The sequence below is a fragment of the Pseudooctadecabacter sp. genome (assembly GCF_965657175.1).
GTDB lineage: Bacteria > Pseudomonadota > Alphaproteobacteria > Rhodobacterales > Rhodobacteraceae > Octadecabacter.
Map to the genome: position 1 here is coordinate 18,954 of NZ_CBFHNH010000021.1, position 14,194 is coordinate 33,147.

At 59.3% G+C, this 14,194-nt stretch carries 10 protein-coding genes; 3 read left to right on the forward strand and 7 right to left on the reverse strand.

The window, feature by feature from the left end; genetic code table 11:
* Positions 1 to 20: 20 nt before the first annotated feature.
* From ACTG36_RS14395 to ACTG36_RS14410, 4 genes are all read right to left on the reverse strand, one after another.
* A complete protein-coding gene (locus tag ACTG36_RS14395; RefSeq protein ID WP_439142711.1) occupies positions 21 to 1,676 on the reverse strand; it encodes an alpha-amylase family glycosyl hydrolase in 1,656 nt (551 codons plus the stop codon).
* 16 nt (positions 1,677 to 1,692) lie between these two features.
* Entirely contained in the window at positions 1,693 to 2,847 is a 1,155-nt protein-coding gene (locus tag ACTG36_RS14400) for a carbohydrate ABC transporter permease (RefSeq protein WP_375281340.1), read from the reverse strand.
* Entirely contained in the window at positions 2,844 to 3,851 is a 1,008-nt protein-coding gene (locus tag ACTG36_RS14405) for a carbohydrate ABC transporter permease (RefSeq protein WP_375281341.1), read from the reverse strand. Before ACTG36_RS14405 ends, ACTG36_RS14400 begins: the two co-directional genes overlap by 4 nt.
* A gap of 178 nt (positions 3,852 to 4,029) precedes the next feature.
* Positions 4,030 to 5,388 carry an ABC transporter substrate-binding protein gene (locus ACTG36_RS14410; RefSeq protein WP_375281342.1) on the reverse strand — a complete coding sequence of 453 codons (1,359 nt, stop codon included), beginning with the start codon at positions 5,386 to 5,388 and terminating at the stop codon, positions 4,030 to 4,032.
* A 242-nt stretch (positions 5,389 to 5,630) separates the two neighbouring features.
* On the opposite strand from ACTG36_RS14410, the gene ACTG36_RS14415 reads away from it, so the two are divergent.
* The 3 genes from ACTG36_RS14415 to ACTG36_RS14425 are packed head-to-tail and all read left to right on the forward strand — an operon-like array spanning position 5,631 to position 9,000.
* Positions 5,631 to 6,671 (forward strand): LacI family DNA-binding transcriptional regulator, encoded by a 1,041-nt coding sequence (locus ACTG36_RS14415; protein WP_375281343.1) that lies wholly within the window; start codon positions 5,631 to 5,633, stop codon positions 6,669 to 6,671.
* A 14-nt stretch (positions 6,672 to 6,685) separates the two neighbouring features.
* Positions 6,686 to 8,005, forward strand: coding sequence for a GH1 family beta-glucosidase (locus ACTG36_RS14420; RefSeq protein WP_439142714.1), 1,320 nt, complete (start codon positions 6,686 to 6,688; stop codon positions 8,003 to 8,005).
* 14 nt (positions 8,006 to 8,019) lie between these two features.
* On the forward strand, positions 8,020 to 9,000 hold the full coding sequence (locus tag ACTG36_RS14425; RefSeq protein WP_375281345.1) for a glucokinase: 981 nt from the start codon (positions 8,020 to 8,022) through the stop codon (positions 8,998 to 9,000).
* Positions 9,001 to 9,018: 18 nt separating this feature from the next.
* Here ACTG36_RS14425 and ACTG36_RS14430 read toward each other — a convergent pair whose 3' ends face one another.
* The 3 genes from ACTG36_RS14430 to guaB all read right to left on the reverse strand — a co-directional run bounded on the left by ACTG36_RS14430 (position 9,019) and on the right by guaB (position 14,077).
* Positions 9,019 to 11,355, reverse strand: a complete 2,337-nt coding sequence (locus ACTG36_RS14430; RefSeq protein WP_439142717.1) for an ATP-binding protein — start codon at positions 11,353 to 11,355, stop codon at positions 9,019 to 9,021.
* Between the two features lie 110 nt (positions 11,356 to 11,465).
* Complete coding sequence (locus ACTG36_RS14435) at positions 11,466 to 12,629, reverse strand: RsmB/NOP family class I SAM-dependent RNA methyltransferase (protein WP_375281347.1); 1,164 nt, start codon at positions 12,627 to 12,629, stop codon at positions 11,466 to 11,468.
* Entirely contained in the window at positions 12,629 to 14,077 is a 1,449-nt protein-coding gene (guaB, locus tag ACTG36_RS14440) for an IMP dehydrogenase (protein ID WP_375281348.1), read from the reverse strand. Before guaB ends, ACTG36_RS14435 begins: the two co-directional genes overlap by 1 nt.
* Between the last annotated feature and the right edge of the window lie 117 nt (positions 14,078 to 14,194).

The following is a 14,194-nucleotide window of genomic DNA, read 5'->3' on the forward strand; positions in this document are numbered from 1 at the left end:
GCGCTCCCTATCCGTTTGCCCTAGAGGGCGGCCGCAAAAAACGGCTGCCATGGTCCAAGGTGCAGTTTTCCATCGCCCGAAACCTCGGCCGATCCCAATTCTTGCCCGATCACGCGCCAGTCGCCTTTTGGAGCGTCAAAGGTTGAGGGTGTTTCGCTCATGTTGAAGGCACAAAAGATCGTCTCGCCCTTATCCATGCGCGTGAAATAAACGACGTCGCCGTCGTGCTTCACCCCGTCATGATCGCCCTTGGCCAATGCTGTGTGGGCCTGACGGAAGGCAATCGCGCGGCGGTAGTGGTGGATCAACGCGCCGGGATCGTCTTCTTGTTCTGCGACGGCCATGTGCACCTGTTCGTGGCTGACCGGCAACCACGTGCGCGGCGCATCGGAGAAACCCGCGTTCTGGTTGTCACGTTCCCAGACCATCGGCGTGCGGCAGCCATCGCGGCCTTTGAACTTGGGCCAGAACTGAATGCCGTAGGGGTCTTGCAGGTCCTCAAAAGCGACGTCTGCTTCGGGCAGGCCCAGCTCCTCACCCTGATAAATACAGGCCGATCCGCGCAGGCACATCATCAAGGACACGAACGCGCGCAAGGCGCCGGGCGTCAAATCCCAGCGGGTCGCGTGGCGCACAACGTCGTGGTTGGAATAGGCCCAGCAGGCCCAGCCTTCGGCGGCCGCTTCGTCCACGCGGGCCATGACTTGGGCGATAGATTTCGCCGTGGGCTGCGCGCCAGACAGGAATTCGAACGCATAGCACATCTGCATCAGATCATCACCGGCGGTGTATTCGCCCATGATCTCAAGCCCCCGTTGGGCATCCCCCACCTCACCCACGGCAGCGGCCTTGAACGGCTCCATCACTGCGCGCAGTTTGCGCAGGAAATCCAAGTTCTCGGGCTGGTTCTTGGAATAGAGGTGTTCTTGATGGTTATAGGGGTTCACCGACGGCGCGATGGTGCTGTTGCGCTTTTCGGGCGGCAGGGCCGGATTGTCGCGCAAGTCCTTGTCGTGCATATAGAAATTGATCGTATCCAGACGGAAACCATCCACGCCACGGTGCAGCCAGAACTTGGCCGCGTCTAGCAGCGCCTCTTGCACTGAAGGTTCCCAGAAATTCAGATCGGGCTGGGAAATCAGGAAGTTGTGCAGGTAGTATTGTTCGCGTTCGCCATGCCACTGCCATGCCGATCCGCCAAAGATCGACAGCCAGTTGTTGGGCGGCGTGCCGTCGGGCTTGGCGTCGGCCCAAACGTACCAATTGGCCTTGTCGTTGGTTTTGTCCGCCTTGCTGGCCTGAAACCACGGGTGTTGATCAGATGTGTGGGACAACACCAGATCGATCATCACCTTCACACCCAAGGCATGCGCGGTTGAGATCACGGCGTCGAAATCCGACAGGGTTCCGAACATCGGGTCCACGTCGCAATAATCGCTGACGTCGTATCCGAAATCCTTCATGGGCGAGGTGAAGAACGGCGAAATCCAGATCGCATCCACGCCAAGCGACGCGATATAGGGCAGCCGCTGGACGATGCCGCCCAGATCGCCGATCCCGTCGCCATTGCTGTCTTGGTAGCTGCGCGGATAGATCTGATAGATCACCGCCCCGCGCCACCAATCCTTGTCCTTCTCAAAGGCCTCAGATGTGGCCATTGTCTCCATCTTGGTCATATCCAAGAGACCTTTCTTACTTAACTGAGCCGGCCAACAGGCCGCGCACCAGATAGCGTTGCATCATAAAGAAAACCGCCAGCGGCACCGCAATCGACACAAAGGCCGAGGTCGCGAGGATTTCCCAATCGCCGCCGCGTGTGCCCAGCAGTTCGACGATCTGCTTGGTCATCACCGTGGTCTGACCGGAACTGTCGATCAGGAACACCAGCGCCACCAGCAGGTCATTCCAGGTCCACAAGAACTGGAAGATTGCAAAGGATGCCAGTGCCGGAAAGGACAGCGGCAGAATGATCTTGGTGAAAATCTGGAACTCCGTCGCGCCATCAACACGGGCGTTTTCGATGATGTCACGGGGCAAGCCGACCATGTAATTTCGCAAAAGGTAAATCGCCAAGGGCAATCCAAATCCGGTATGGGCCAGCCACACCCCCAGATAGCCCTTCCCGATCCCCACCGCATTGTGCAGCGTCAAAAGCGGGATCAGCGCCAGTTGCAGCGGCACCACCAAGAGGCCCACCACGGCGGCAATCAAAAGCGCCCGACCCGGAAAATCCATCCACGCAAGGGCATAGGCCGCGAAGGCCGCGATCAGGATCGGGATGACGGTGGCGGGGATCACCACAGTCAAAGTGTTGAAGAACGCCTTGGCCATCCCTTCGGAATTGTCTTCGTCAAAGAGCACAAAACCGTAGTTGTTGGTGGTAAATTCCGGCGGCACCGTGGCCGTCAGGAATATCCGTTGTCCGCGACCAGACATCTGGTCTTCGTCGCCCTGCCAGACATAGGCGCCGCCCTCGGACAGGGTCAGCGTTTCACCGTCGCCCAGATCGGCGGTTTCACCCACCTGATAGGCATCCAGCGCGCGGGACGATGTGCCCCAGCTTTCAATGCCAAGGACATCACCGCCCTCAAACACATTGCCTTCGACCACGAACACCCCGGCAGAGGTTTCAATCCGGTTGTCATCCGGATCAGCGGCGCGGAATTGCAACGTCTGTTCCGCAGGGAACATGGACGACCACCAGCCTGATGCGGTGATCTGATCGCCCGTGCGGAAGGACGACACGAACAGCCCCAGGGTGGGAAAAATCCACAGCAAAACCAGCAGAACGACTGAGATGTTCAGCGCCCAAACGACGAGAGGCTTTTGACCTGGCGTTTCCATCATTTCATCTCCTGACGGGCGTTATAGACGTTCCAGACAAGGATCGGCGTGACCAGCAACATGATGATCATGGCCGCAGCCGATCCCATGCCCCAGTCATTGGCGCGGAACAATTTGTCGTACATGTAATTGGCCAGCACCTGCGTTTCCCACTGGCCGTTGGTCATGGCAAAGACGATGTCAAAGACCTTGAGTGTGGCGATGGTGATCGTCGTCCAGACCACGACAATCGTGCCCATGATCTGAGGGATTTTGATCTTGAAGAAAATCTGGAACGGGTTGGCCCCGTCCACAATCGCGGCCTCAATGGTTTCTTCGGGAATGCCACGCAGAGCCGCCGACAGGATCACCATGGCAAAACCTGTTTGGATCCAGATCAGCACGATCATCAGGAAAAAGTTGTTCCAGAACGGAATGGTCAGCCATTGCTGCGGCTCATCCCCGCCGAACAGCAAGAACAGATGGTTCAGAATGCCGATCTGCGCCACGTCTTCGGGACGGGCCTCATAGACCAGCTTGAAAATCACGGCAGCCCCCACAAAGGAAATCGCCATGGGCATAAAGATGATCGACTTGGCAATGCTGCCCCATTTCAGACGGTCCGTCAGCTGGGCCACCAGCAGGCCAAGGGCGGTCGACGCCGCAGGCACTACGATCAGCCACAACACGTTGTTGCGCATGGCCTCCCCGAACTTGGGCTCCGCGAACATCTTGGTGTAGTTTTCAAACCCAACAAACGTGCGCACTCCGCCCGCGCCGCGTTCCTGAAACGACAGGATCAACGTGGCAACCACCGGATAGGCCAGATACAGCCCCAGCGCCAACAAGGCGGGCATCAAGAACAGCCATGGGCGGATGATATTGGCGCGGTTGATGTTGCGGCCTGCATTGGGGCCTTTGGGGGGAAACAGAACCTTGTCCAAAAACAGGTTCGATCCGTAAAAGTAGCCGACACAGCCGCCGACACCTACAATAATGGTAATGACCCCTAACAGTGCAGGATGCATTGGTCCCCTCCCCCTATGTGACCCCTCCTCCCAGAGGCGCCATGGCTGCTGCGGTTAATTCCGCGAAACGTCTTGTCGTTAAATCTGACTAAAAGTCATCCCCAACCGTCCCGGCTTGGACGGATGTGGATGGCGCAACCTGCGCTGCGCCATCCGTAAGTCTTAGGCGGAAATCGCCTTACTTGATTGCGTCCCAGCTGTCCTGGATTGCGTTGGCTGTGTCTTCGGCGGACGCGCCACCGACGAAATCAACCATGCCTGTCCAGAACGTGCCTGCACCGATGGCGCCTGGCATCAGGTCAGACCCGTCGAAACGGAAGGTCGTCGCGTTCTGCAGGATTTCGCCCTGACCGCGCAGCGTTGCGTCCTTGTAGGCGTCCAAGTTCACACCGGTGTGCGGCGTCAGGAAGCCGGACTGTGCCATCATCATCTCGTGCGAGATCGGCTGCTGCAGGTACTCCATGAATGCGAATGTCGCATCGGATGGGTCCGTCACCGCCAGCAAAGTACCGCCACCCAGAACTGGGTTGCCGAGGTCTTTTTCAGCGAAGGATGGGAAGTAGAAGAAGTCTGCGTCTTCACCGATCACAACATCCTCAGGCATGAAGGCTGGGATGAAGGATGCCTGCTTGTGCATAAAGCACTGTGCGGGCGATGTGAACAGACCTGCTGGGCTGTCACGGAAGTCGGTGGACCCAACAGCACCTGCGCCGCCTGCAACCATGTCGTCGTTTTTGGCGAACATGCCGAAGGTTTCAAGCGCTTCGATCACTTTGGGATCGTTGAAGGGCAGATCGTTGGTGACCCACGCGTCGTAATCCGCAGCGGATTGTGTGCGCAGCATGATGTCTTCGACCCAGTCAGTCGCTGGCCAACCAGTTGCAGGACCGGATCCCAGACCGATGCACCAAGGTGTGTCGCCGTTTGCGATCATCTCTTCGGACAGAGCGATCAGCTCTTCCATGGTTTCCGGAACGTCGTAACCAGCATCCTCAAAGTTTTCTGGAACATACCAGACGAGGGATTTCACGTTCACGTTGTAGAAGAAGCCGTAGAACTGGTCGGCCCCGTCTGCGTCGGCATATGTTCCCAGATCAACCCAGGAGGACCCAGCCGCATAGTTGTCACCAACCCAAGCCGCAGCGTCGTCACCCAGTGGTGTCAGCAGGCCCTGAGACGCTAGATTGGCGGCCAGACCGGGCTGCGGGAACACAGCGATGTTTGGCGGGGAGCCTGCTTCGGCGTCGATCACAATCTGCTGCTCAAACCCGTCGGAGCCGGTGTAGGTCACGTCTGCGCCTGTGGCTTCTTCAAAGTAAGCAATCATGTTGCCCAAGTATTCGTCCTCAGGGCTCAACCATGGGCCAAAGATCGTAACGGTCTGACCGCTCAGGTCAGGGGCACCTTCGGCCCATGCGTCATACGCATCCCAGCTGAACGGGCCTTCGCCTGCCGCGAAGATCAGGTGACCTTCGGCTTGCGCCATGCCTGCTGTCAGGGCGACCGCGGCCACACCTGCATACAAAGATTTTTTCATTAGTTCCTCCCAGAGGGGCAGACGCCCCATGAATCAGTCGTTGGTTTTCCCCACGCCTCTTTTCCAAAGCGCTTTGGGTATCGCAACACTGATCCAAATGCTGCACCATGTCAATCCAATACCTAAGAGGTCGAAAATGCTGCAACTGCACAATAAAATAACGTTATTTAGTTGCAATTTGTCGCACCTCGGGACAGTAATCGTCGGGCCAATCAATTTTCAAAGCGGTTTGAAGACGACGCATGAACCTTAAAGAGCTCTCTCACATTCTGGGTCTGTCCCAGACCACCGTCAGCCGTGCGCTGAACGGCTATCCGGAGGTGAAAGAAGCCACCCGCAAGAAAGTTCTCGCCGCAGCACAGGCCCATAATTACAGCCCCAACACCCGTGCCAAAAGTCTGGCCACGGGGCGGTCAAACGCCATTGGCCACGTTATTCCCATGGCCACGAGCCATGAAATGGTGAACCCGATCTTTGGCGATTTCATCTCCGGCGCGGGGGAAGTCTATTCCAAGAACAATTACGAAATGGTGCTGTCGATCGTCGAGGATGGCCGCGAAGAGGACGTCTATCGCGCGCTCAAAACACGCGGCACGGTCGATGGGGTGATTCTACACGGCCCGAAGATGAACGATACGCGAATCGCGCTGCTGGATGAGATTGGCCTGCCTTTCGTTGTTCATGGCCGCGCCTCCGGGATTGATCTGCCCTACAGCTGGCTTGATGTGAACAACCGCAGTGCGTTTCACCGTGCGTCGGATTTCCTCATGGACCTCGGACACCGGAGGATTGCGCTGTTGAACGGGTTGGAAACCATGGATTTCGCCCACAGACGGCGGCGTGGCTACGAGGATGCGCTGGCGGCCCGGTCTATCCCTACTGATCCCGCGTTGATGCGCTCCGAAGAGATGACCGAAACCTACGGCTACACCGCGACGTGTAAGATGCTTGCCCTGCCCTGCCCGCCCACCGCGTTTTTGGTGTCGTCGTTCATTTCCGCCTTGGGCGTGCGGCGCGCGATCGAAGAACACGGGCTGCAGATGGGCCGCGATATTTCCATCGTGACCCATGACGACAGCCTGTCCTATCTGACCAACGGGGCCGACGTGCCGATTTTCACGGCCACGCGGTCTTCCGTACGCGAAGCCGGACGTTCCTTATCCAAGATGCTTCTTGACCAGATTGATGACCCGACCCTCGCACCCCAACATCAACTGCTTGAGGTTGAATTGACTGTGGGCCGATCCACCGGCCCCGCCCCCGTCGCGGCCCAGACCGCCTGACCCAAAGGACCAACATGGACTTCAAACGATCCGACTTCCCCGAAGGCTTCACCTTCGGCGCAGCAACCTCCGCCTATCAGATTGAGGGCCACGCCACCGGTGGCGCGGGTTCCACCCATTGGGACACCTTTGCCGCAACACCGGGCAATGTGGTCCGCCAAGAAAACGGTGATTTGGCCTGCGACCATTACAATCGCTACGCCGAAGACTTTGATCTGATGCAGGCCGCGGGTTTTGACGCCTACCGCTTTTCCACGTCTTGGGCGCGGGTGATGCCCGACGGGCGCACGCCCAACCCCGAAGGGCTCGATTTCTATGACAGGTTGGTCGATGCCATGCTGGAACGTGGGCTGGCGCCATATGCGACCTTGTATCATTGGGAATTGCCGTCGCCTTTGGCGGATGAAGGCGGCTGGCGCAGCCCTGACATGCACAAGTGGTTCGGGGACTACACCGCCTGCATCATGGGCCGCATCGGCGACCGGATGGCGGCGGTGGCCCCGATCAATGAACCATGGTGTGTGGGCTGGCTGTCGCATTTTCTGGGCCACCATGCGCCGGGCTTGCGCGACATCCGCGCCACGGCCCGCGCCATGCATCATGTTCTCAAGGCGCACGGAACCGCCATCCAAACCATGCGCGGTCTGGGGCTGAAAAATCTGGGCGGCGTTTTCAATTTTGAATGGGCCGAACCCGTCGATGACAGTGACGCGGCCCGCCGTGCCGCCGACCTTTATGACGGCTATTACAACCGGTTCTTCCTTGATGGGATTTACAAAGGACGCTACCCCGATGCAGTGATGGAAGGGTTCGCGCCGCATTTGCCGGACGGATGGCAGGACGATTTCGACCTGATTGGCCAACCTCTCGATTGGGTGGGGCTGAACTATTACACTCGCAAAATCATCGCCCCCAACACCGACGCATGGCCCAGCCACGAAGAGGCCCCCGGCCCCTTGCCCAAAACCCAGATGGGATGGGAAATCTATCCCGACGGGCTTTATAAATTCCTGACGCGCACCGCGCGTGAATACACGGGCGATACGCCGCTTTTCGTCACGGAAAACGGCCTGGCCAATGCGGATGTCATTGTAGATGGTGTGGTCGATGATGCTGAACGTACGGCCTTCGTCAGCGCGCATTTCGACGCCGTCAAACGGGCCATCGACGCGGGCGCGCCGGTGTCAGGCTATTTCTTGTGGTCGCTCTTGGACAACTATGAATGGGCCTTGGGTTATGAAAAACGGTTCGGGCTGATCCATGTGGATTTCGACACCTTGAAACGCACCCCCAAAGCCTCTTATCACGCGTTGAAATCCGCCCTCGCGCGTTAATCACCGGAGCCCGCATGACGCATCCTGCAAACACACTCGTCCTTGTGGCAGATATCGGCGGCACAAACACGCGGTGCGCCTTGGCCAAAGGGCGTGAGGTTCTGCCAGAAACCGTGCGCCGGTATTCCAACGCCGACTATGCCGGATTGGAGGTCGTGTTGCGTCGATATCTGTCCGACGAGGGGGATGTTGATCCCGCCGCCGCCTGCGTGGCCGTGGCTGGCCCTGTGCGCGACGGGGCGGCCACGATGACCAATCTGGATTGGCAGATCGATCGGGACACATTGGCCCGCGCGACCAAGGCCGAAACGGTGTCGATCCTCAATGATCTGCAGGCCCAAGGCCATGCGATTGGCCACCTGAAAGACGGGTCAGTCCGGCAGATCATCGCGGGTCCGCAGACGCCCCCCAGCCCGCAGGCTGTGCGTCTGGTTGTTGGCGTGGGCACCGGGTTCAACGCGGCTCCGGTGTTTGAAACCACCGGGGGGCGGTTCGTGCCACCGTCCGAAAGTGGCCACGCCAATTTGCCCATCCGCAACGAGCAAGAACTGCGTTTGTGCCAATATGTGTCGACGGCCCATGGGTTTCCTGCGGTCGAAGACGTTCTGTCGGGTCGCGGTTTGGAACGGGTCTATGCGTTTTTGGGCCAAGAGGCCGGTGACCCCCGCGCCCGGTCGGGCAAAGCCATCATGGCGGCCTGCGCGGATGGCAGCGATCCCCGCGCGGTCGAGGCGGCGTCCTTGTTTGCCCGCATTCTCGGTACGGTTTGCGGCAATCTATCGTTGATCCAGTTGCCGTTCGGGGGTCTCTATCTTGTGGGCGGGGTCAGCCAGGCCTTTGGTCCGCATTTGTCCGCCTTCGGCTTTGCCGAAGCGTTCCGCGACAAGGGCCGTTTCGCAGGTTTTATGTCCAATTTTGAGGTCTCTGTCATCGAAGATGATTATGCCGCCCTTATTGGTTCGGCCGCCCACATCGACGCGCTGATGTCCCAGTGACCTGACGGCCTCTTCGGGTCAGTGCAGTTGGCTGTGGACGGTAGAGGTAAGTTCATTGAGAGAAAACGGCTTGGGCAGGAACACCGAATTCGGGATGCTCTTTTGCTCTTCCCCGAAAGCCTCTTCCGCATAGCCTGACACGAAGACGACCTTGGTTTCAGGCCGCTGCACCAACGCCTCACGGACCCAAGTCGGCCCGTCCTTTCCGGGCATGATGACATCCGTCAAGAACAGATCAACATCCAGATCGGGATCGTTGAGCATATCAAGCGCCGCTTCGGCGCAATCAGCCTCCAGCACTGTAAAGCCACGCAGACGCAACGCGCGGGAGGCAAAGGCGCGCACAGGTGCTTCGTCTTCGACCAGCAAAACAACGCCGTCTCCCTTGGTGGGCACGACCGGATCGGCCACAACGACCGGATCATCGATGGTCAGCGGCGCGTCATGGGCGGGGATGAGAATTGTGAAAGATGTCCCCACGCCGATGGTGGAATCCACGAAGATATAGCCCCCCGTCTGCTTGATAATCCCGTAGGCTGTGGACAGGCCAAGCCCCGTGCCGTCGCCCGTTTTTTTGGTGGTCCAGAAGGGTTCAAACACTTTGGATCGTTTGTCTTCGGGGATACCGGTGCCCGTATCATGGACGCGCAGCGCCACATAAGTGCCCGGCGGCACGGTCACGCGGTCCCGTGATAGCCCGTCTGACAGGGTCACGTTCTCTGTTTCGATGCGGATATTGCCGCCTTCCGCCATAGCGTCGCGGGCGTTGACGACAAGGTTCATCAAAACCTGTTCCAACTGCCGTTTGTCCGCCCGGATCGGGCTGAGCCCCGGATCGTGGTCAAGCGTCAGAGAGATCCTTTCGCCCACAAGACGGTTCAGCAGATGGGTGCTGTCCGACAGGGTGTTGCGCAGGTCCAAAACCTCAGGCTGGAGGTTCTGTTTGCGCGAATAGGCCAGCAATTGGCCGACCAAGGCCGCCGCACGATTGGCGTTTTGATGGATTTGCACCAGATCGGCATAATCACCATCGCCCTGATCGTGACGCAACAACAGCAGGTCGCAATGGCCCGAAATGGCCGTCAGCAAATTGTTGAAATCATGGGCGACGCCCCCCGCCAACTGGCCAATCGCCTGCATTTTCTGGCTTTGGACAAATTGCATCTGCAGGTTTTTGAACTCTGTCACGTCATTAAGGACAACAATGATATGCGGATTGTCGGCCTCACCTGCGGGGTTCAAGGACACCTGCACGTGAATTTCGCGGGTATCATGGACCGCCTCAAGGAACTGGGGCGAGGACTGGCCCTTTCCCTCAACAGCTTCCCCCAGCCAATCCACGATGGGCCGCCCCAATCCCGTGAGAACATCAGACAAACGGCTGCCGCGTGTCAGACGATTGTCCAACAGGGCACGCGCTTCGTGATTGGACGCGATAATCTCCCCCTCGGGGGCGATTTTCAGCAAGGGCACGGGCAGTTCTTCGATGGTGTCCCAATCGGTGCTGCTGATGGTGCCTTCGTTCATACTGTCGCCGGGGAGCAGATAAATTTCGCGCCGGCCACCATGGCTTGGCACCTCGGCCACAAGGCTGTCGATGGGGCCATTTTCAGTGAGAACCTGATGCACCTGACCCGACACGATGGGCAGTTGTGAGAACACACCGGAGAGGTTCTTGGCACGTCCCCCCAGAAGGCGACGAAACGCCTCGTTCATGTATAGAACGGTTCCGGTTGGCCCCGCGGTCAGCATCGGCAGGCTTAAGGCATCTGCCGCACGGGCGCCGCCCCCGCGATCAGACAGATCTTCAAGCCGCCACAGGAACGTTTCTTCATCTACGGAATTGACGGACAGACGCACATGACCTTTGCGGGTGACAATGTCCTCACGCGCGCTGCCAAGTGCCTGCGCTTTGCTCTGAAGACGGTACAGAACCGCGCCGGGGTTTGCGAAAAGATCCGTAAAGGCCTGCCCCAGCGTCGTGGTGGTTTTATCCCGAAACTTGTCGGTGGCGGCATCGTTTTTGAACGTGATCTCGCCCTCAAGACTCGCAAGAAAACAAGGGGATGCATCATTATCGACCAAAGAGATCAGCGCATCTGTCGCCACGCCGCGTCGCCGCAATTTCAACAGCCTGACAATCGTCGCAAGGATCGCGAAAACCACCGCGACACAGCCAAACCCCAAAAGGGCAAGCGACACTTCCGCCACGGGGACCACGAAGGACCCCACCAAAGCGGCCGCGCCAATCAGACCCACCACGAAGGGCAAAACAGGCGATTGCGTTCTTGCGGACGCAGGTCGTGTCACGACACCGTCAGGCCGCAATTGCGATTGGTCCGTATGTTCCGTCACGCGCATTTTCCCTATTGATTCTCAGCGGCCAAAGAACCGCAAAAAGGTTTATCAGCGCTTAAGCATGTCTACATTGTAGGACTTTTCACTCAAATCTCAACCATTGGTTGTTACTTGCGTCGGATCAGTCGTGCCCAATAAAACCCGTCGCCCTGCGGGTTCGGCGCGATTTGCCTGTCCTCAGACAGGGCAAAGTCCGTATTCTGGGCGAGGAAAGCCGCGACACGGTCTTCGTTTTCGGCCCGAAAGACCGAACAGGTCGCATAGATCAATGTGCCGCCCGGTGCCACGTGGGCCGCGCTGGCGCGCAGCACGTCATCTTGCATCTGGGTGAGGTCTTGCAGGCGGTCTTGGGTCAAGGCCCACTTGGCTTCGGGCGTGCGCCGCCATGTGCCGCTGCCCGAACAAGGTGCATCGCAAAAAACGCCCTCAAATACGGGAACATCGCGCAGGGCCGCGCTATCCCGAACCTCAATATCAACGTCCGCGCGCGCCGCGCGAGCCGGAATATCGCGCATACGGCCCGCATCGATATCATGGGCGGTGACCACTGCCCCGCGATCGGCCAGCGCCAAGGCTTTGCCGCCGCCGCCCGCGCAATAATCCAGCCAACGGCCCCCAGACGCGACACCCGCAGCCGCAATGGCCGCTTGGCTGGAGGTGTCCTGCACCTCAACCAGTCCTTGGGCGTAGGCTGCACTTTGCGCGACGCGCCGTTCGTTGCGGATCACCTGAAGGGCTGTGTCGATACCGTCGACCTTTGCGGTTTCAATGTCCTCCGCCTGCATGGCGGCAGCGGCCTCAGCCACGGAACCTTTGCGCAGGTTGACCCGCAAAAACACACCTGCACGCGATTGGAGGGTGCTTAGGATATCATCCGCGCTGTCGCCAAACCGGTCGTCAAAAAGTGGCAACATCCAAGCGGGGCAATCCAGACGTTGGGGCCGGTCAGCCGCGTCCAATGGTGCGCCGTCTTCGCCCTCGGCCACAGGCGCGGGCGCGTGGCCTTCGCCGGTAAATATGGCCTCAACCTCACCTGCGGCGCGCATGGCGCCCAGCATGATCCCGCGTCCTGTGTCAGCGCCGCCCAGCCACCCATAGGACGCACGGCACCGCAGCGCCTGAAACACATGATCGCGGATCGCTGCACGGTCCTTGGACCCCGCAAAACGATGGGCACGGCCCCAGCCGGTCAGCGCCTTTTCGGCCACCTGCCCCGCCAGAATATCGTCCAAGACCTCAATCGCAGCGGCAACCCGTGCGGCGGGTGTCATCACATGATCCGGTAGTTGGGGCTTTCGCGGGTGATCTGCACGTCGTGGACGTGGCTTTCTTTCAGGCCCGCACCCGTGATTTTGACGAATTTGCAGTTGTGGCGCATTTCTTCGACGGTGGCACATCCGGTGTAGCCCATGGCCGCACGCAAACCGCCCACCAATTGATGCACGACAGCACCGGCGGAGCCTTTGTAAGGCACCTGCCCTTCGATCCCTTCGGGCACCAGTTTGTCCGAAGCTGCGTCTTTCTGGAAATACCGGTCCGCAGACCCGCGCGCCATGGCGCCAAGGCTGCCCATACCACGGTAGGATTTGAACGACCGGCCCTGATACAAGATCACCTCACCGGGGCTTTCATCCGTGCCCGCGATCATTGAGCCCACCATGGCGCAAGAGGCCCCTGCCGCAATTGCCTTGGCGAAATCGCCGGAAAACTTGATGCCACCGTCAGCGATCACAGGCACGTCGCTTGCGGCCGCCGCGCAATCGGAAATCGCGGTCAGCTGGGGCACGCCCACGCCCGCCACCATGCGGGTGGTGCAGATCGACCCCGGCCCGATGCCGACCTTTACGGCATCCGCACCTGCATCAATCAACGCGCGCGTGGCCTCACCGGTGGCCACGTTGCCTGCGATAATCTGCACCTCATTGGACAGGTTCTTGGCGCGGCGCACGGCCTCCATCACGCCCTCGGAATGACCGTGGGCGGTGTCGATGACCACGATGTCCACCCCTGCATCAACCAAAGCCTGCGTGCGTTCAAAGCCCGCATCCCCAACAGATGTGGCCGCAGCAACCCGCAACCGGCCAAGGCCGTCCTTGCACGCCGTGGGGTTCAGCACGGCCTGTTCGGTGTCTTTGAGGGTCAACAAACCGGTCAGCTTGCCGTCCGCATCCGTCACCAGCAGCTTTTCGATCCGGCGGGATTTCATCAGTGAAATCGCCTCTTGCCGGTCGGCAGGTTCGCGCAGGATCGCCAGATCATTGCTCGTCATCATGGTGCTGACGGGTTGATCGTCGGCGGTGGCAAACCGCATGTCACGGTTGGTGACAATGCCCACCACGCGGCCCGACCCGTCGACTACGGGGAAACCGGTGAAATTGTAGCGGTCTATCAGCGCCTTGGCATCGGCCAGCGTTTGATCGGCCGTCAAAGTGACAGGGTTATAGACGATCCCGCTTTCGAAGCGTTTGACCCGCCGGACCTCGCGCGCCTGTTCCTCCACGCTCAGGTTCTTGTGGATCACGCCCATGCCGCCGGCCTGCGCCATGGCGATGGCCATCCGGCCTTCGGTCACAGTGTCCATGGCCGAGGACAGCAACGGGATATTCAGATCAATGGCCCTGGTGACGCGCGTGCGCGTGTCAGCGGTGCTTGGCAGGACGCTCGATGCTCCCGGAACCAGCAGTACATCATCAAAAGTGAGGGCCTCGCGAATCTCCATTGGTCTCTCCTGAGCATGGCGTCGTTAGGCATGGTCCTTTCGCATGGATACCGGTTTGATTAAAGGGCTTTCTGGCCTCTTGGCGTGCGAGGGCGGCGATCAAACCAACCTCATGAC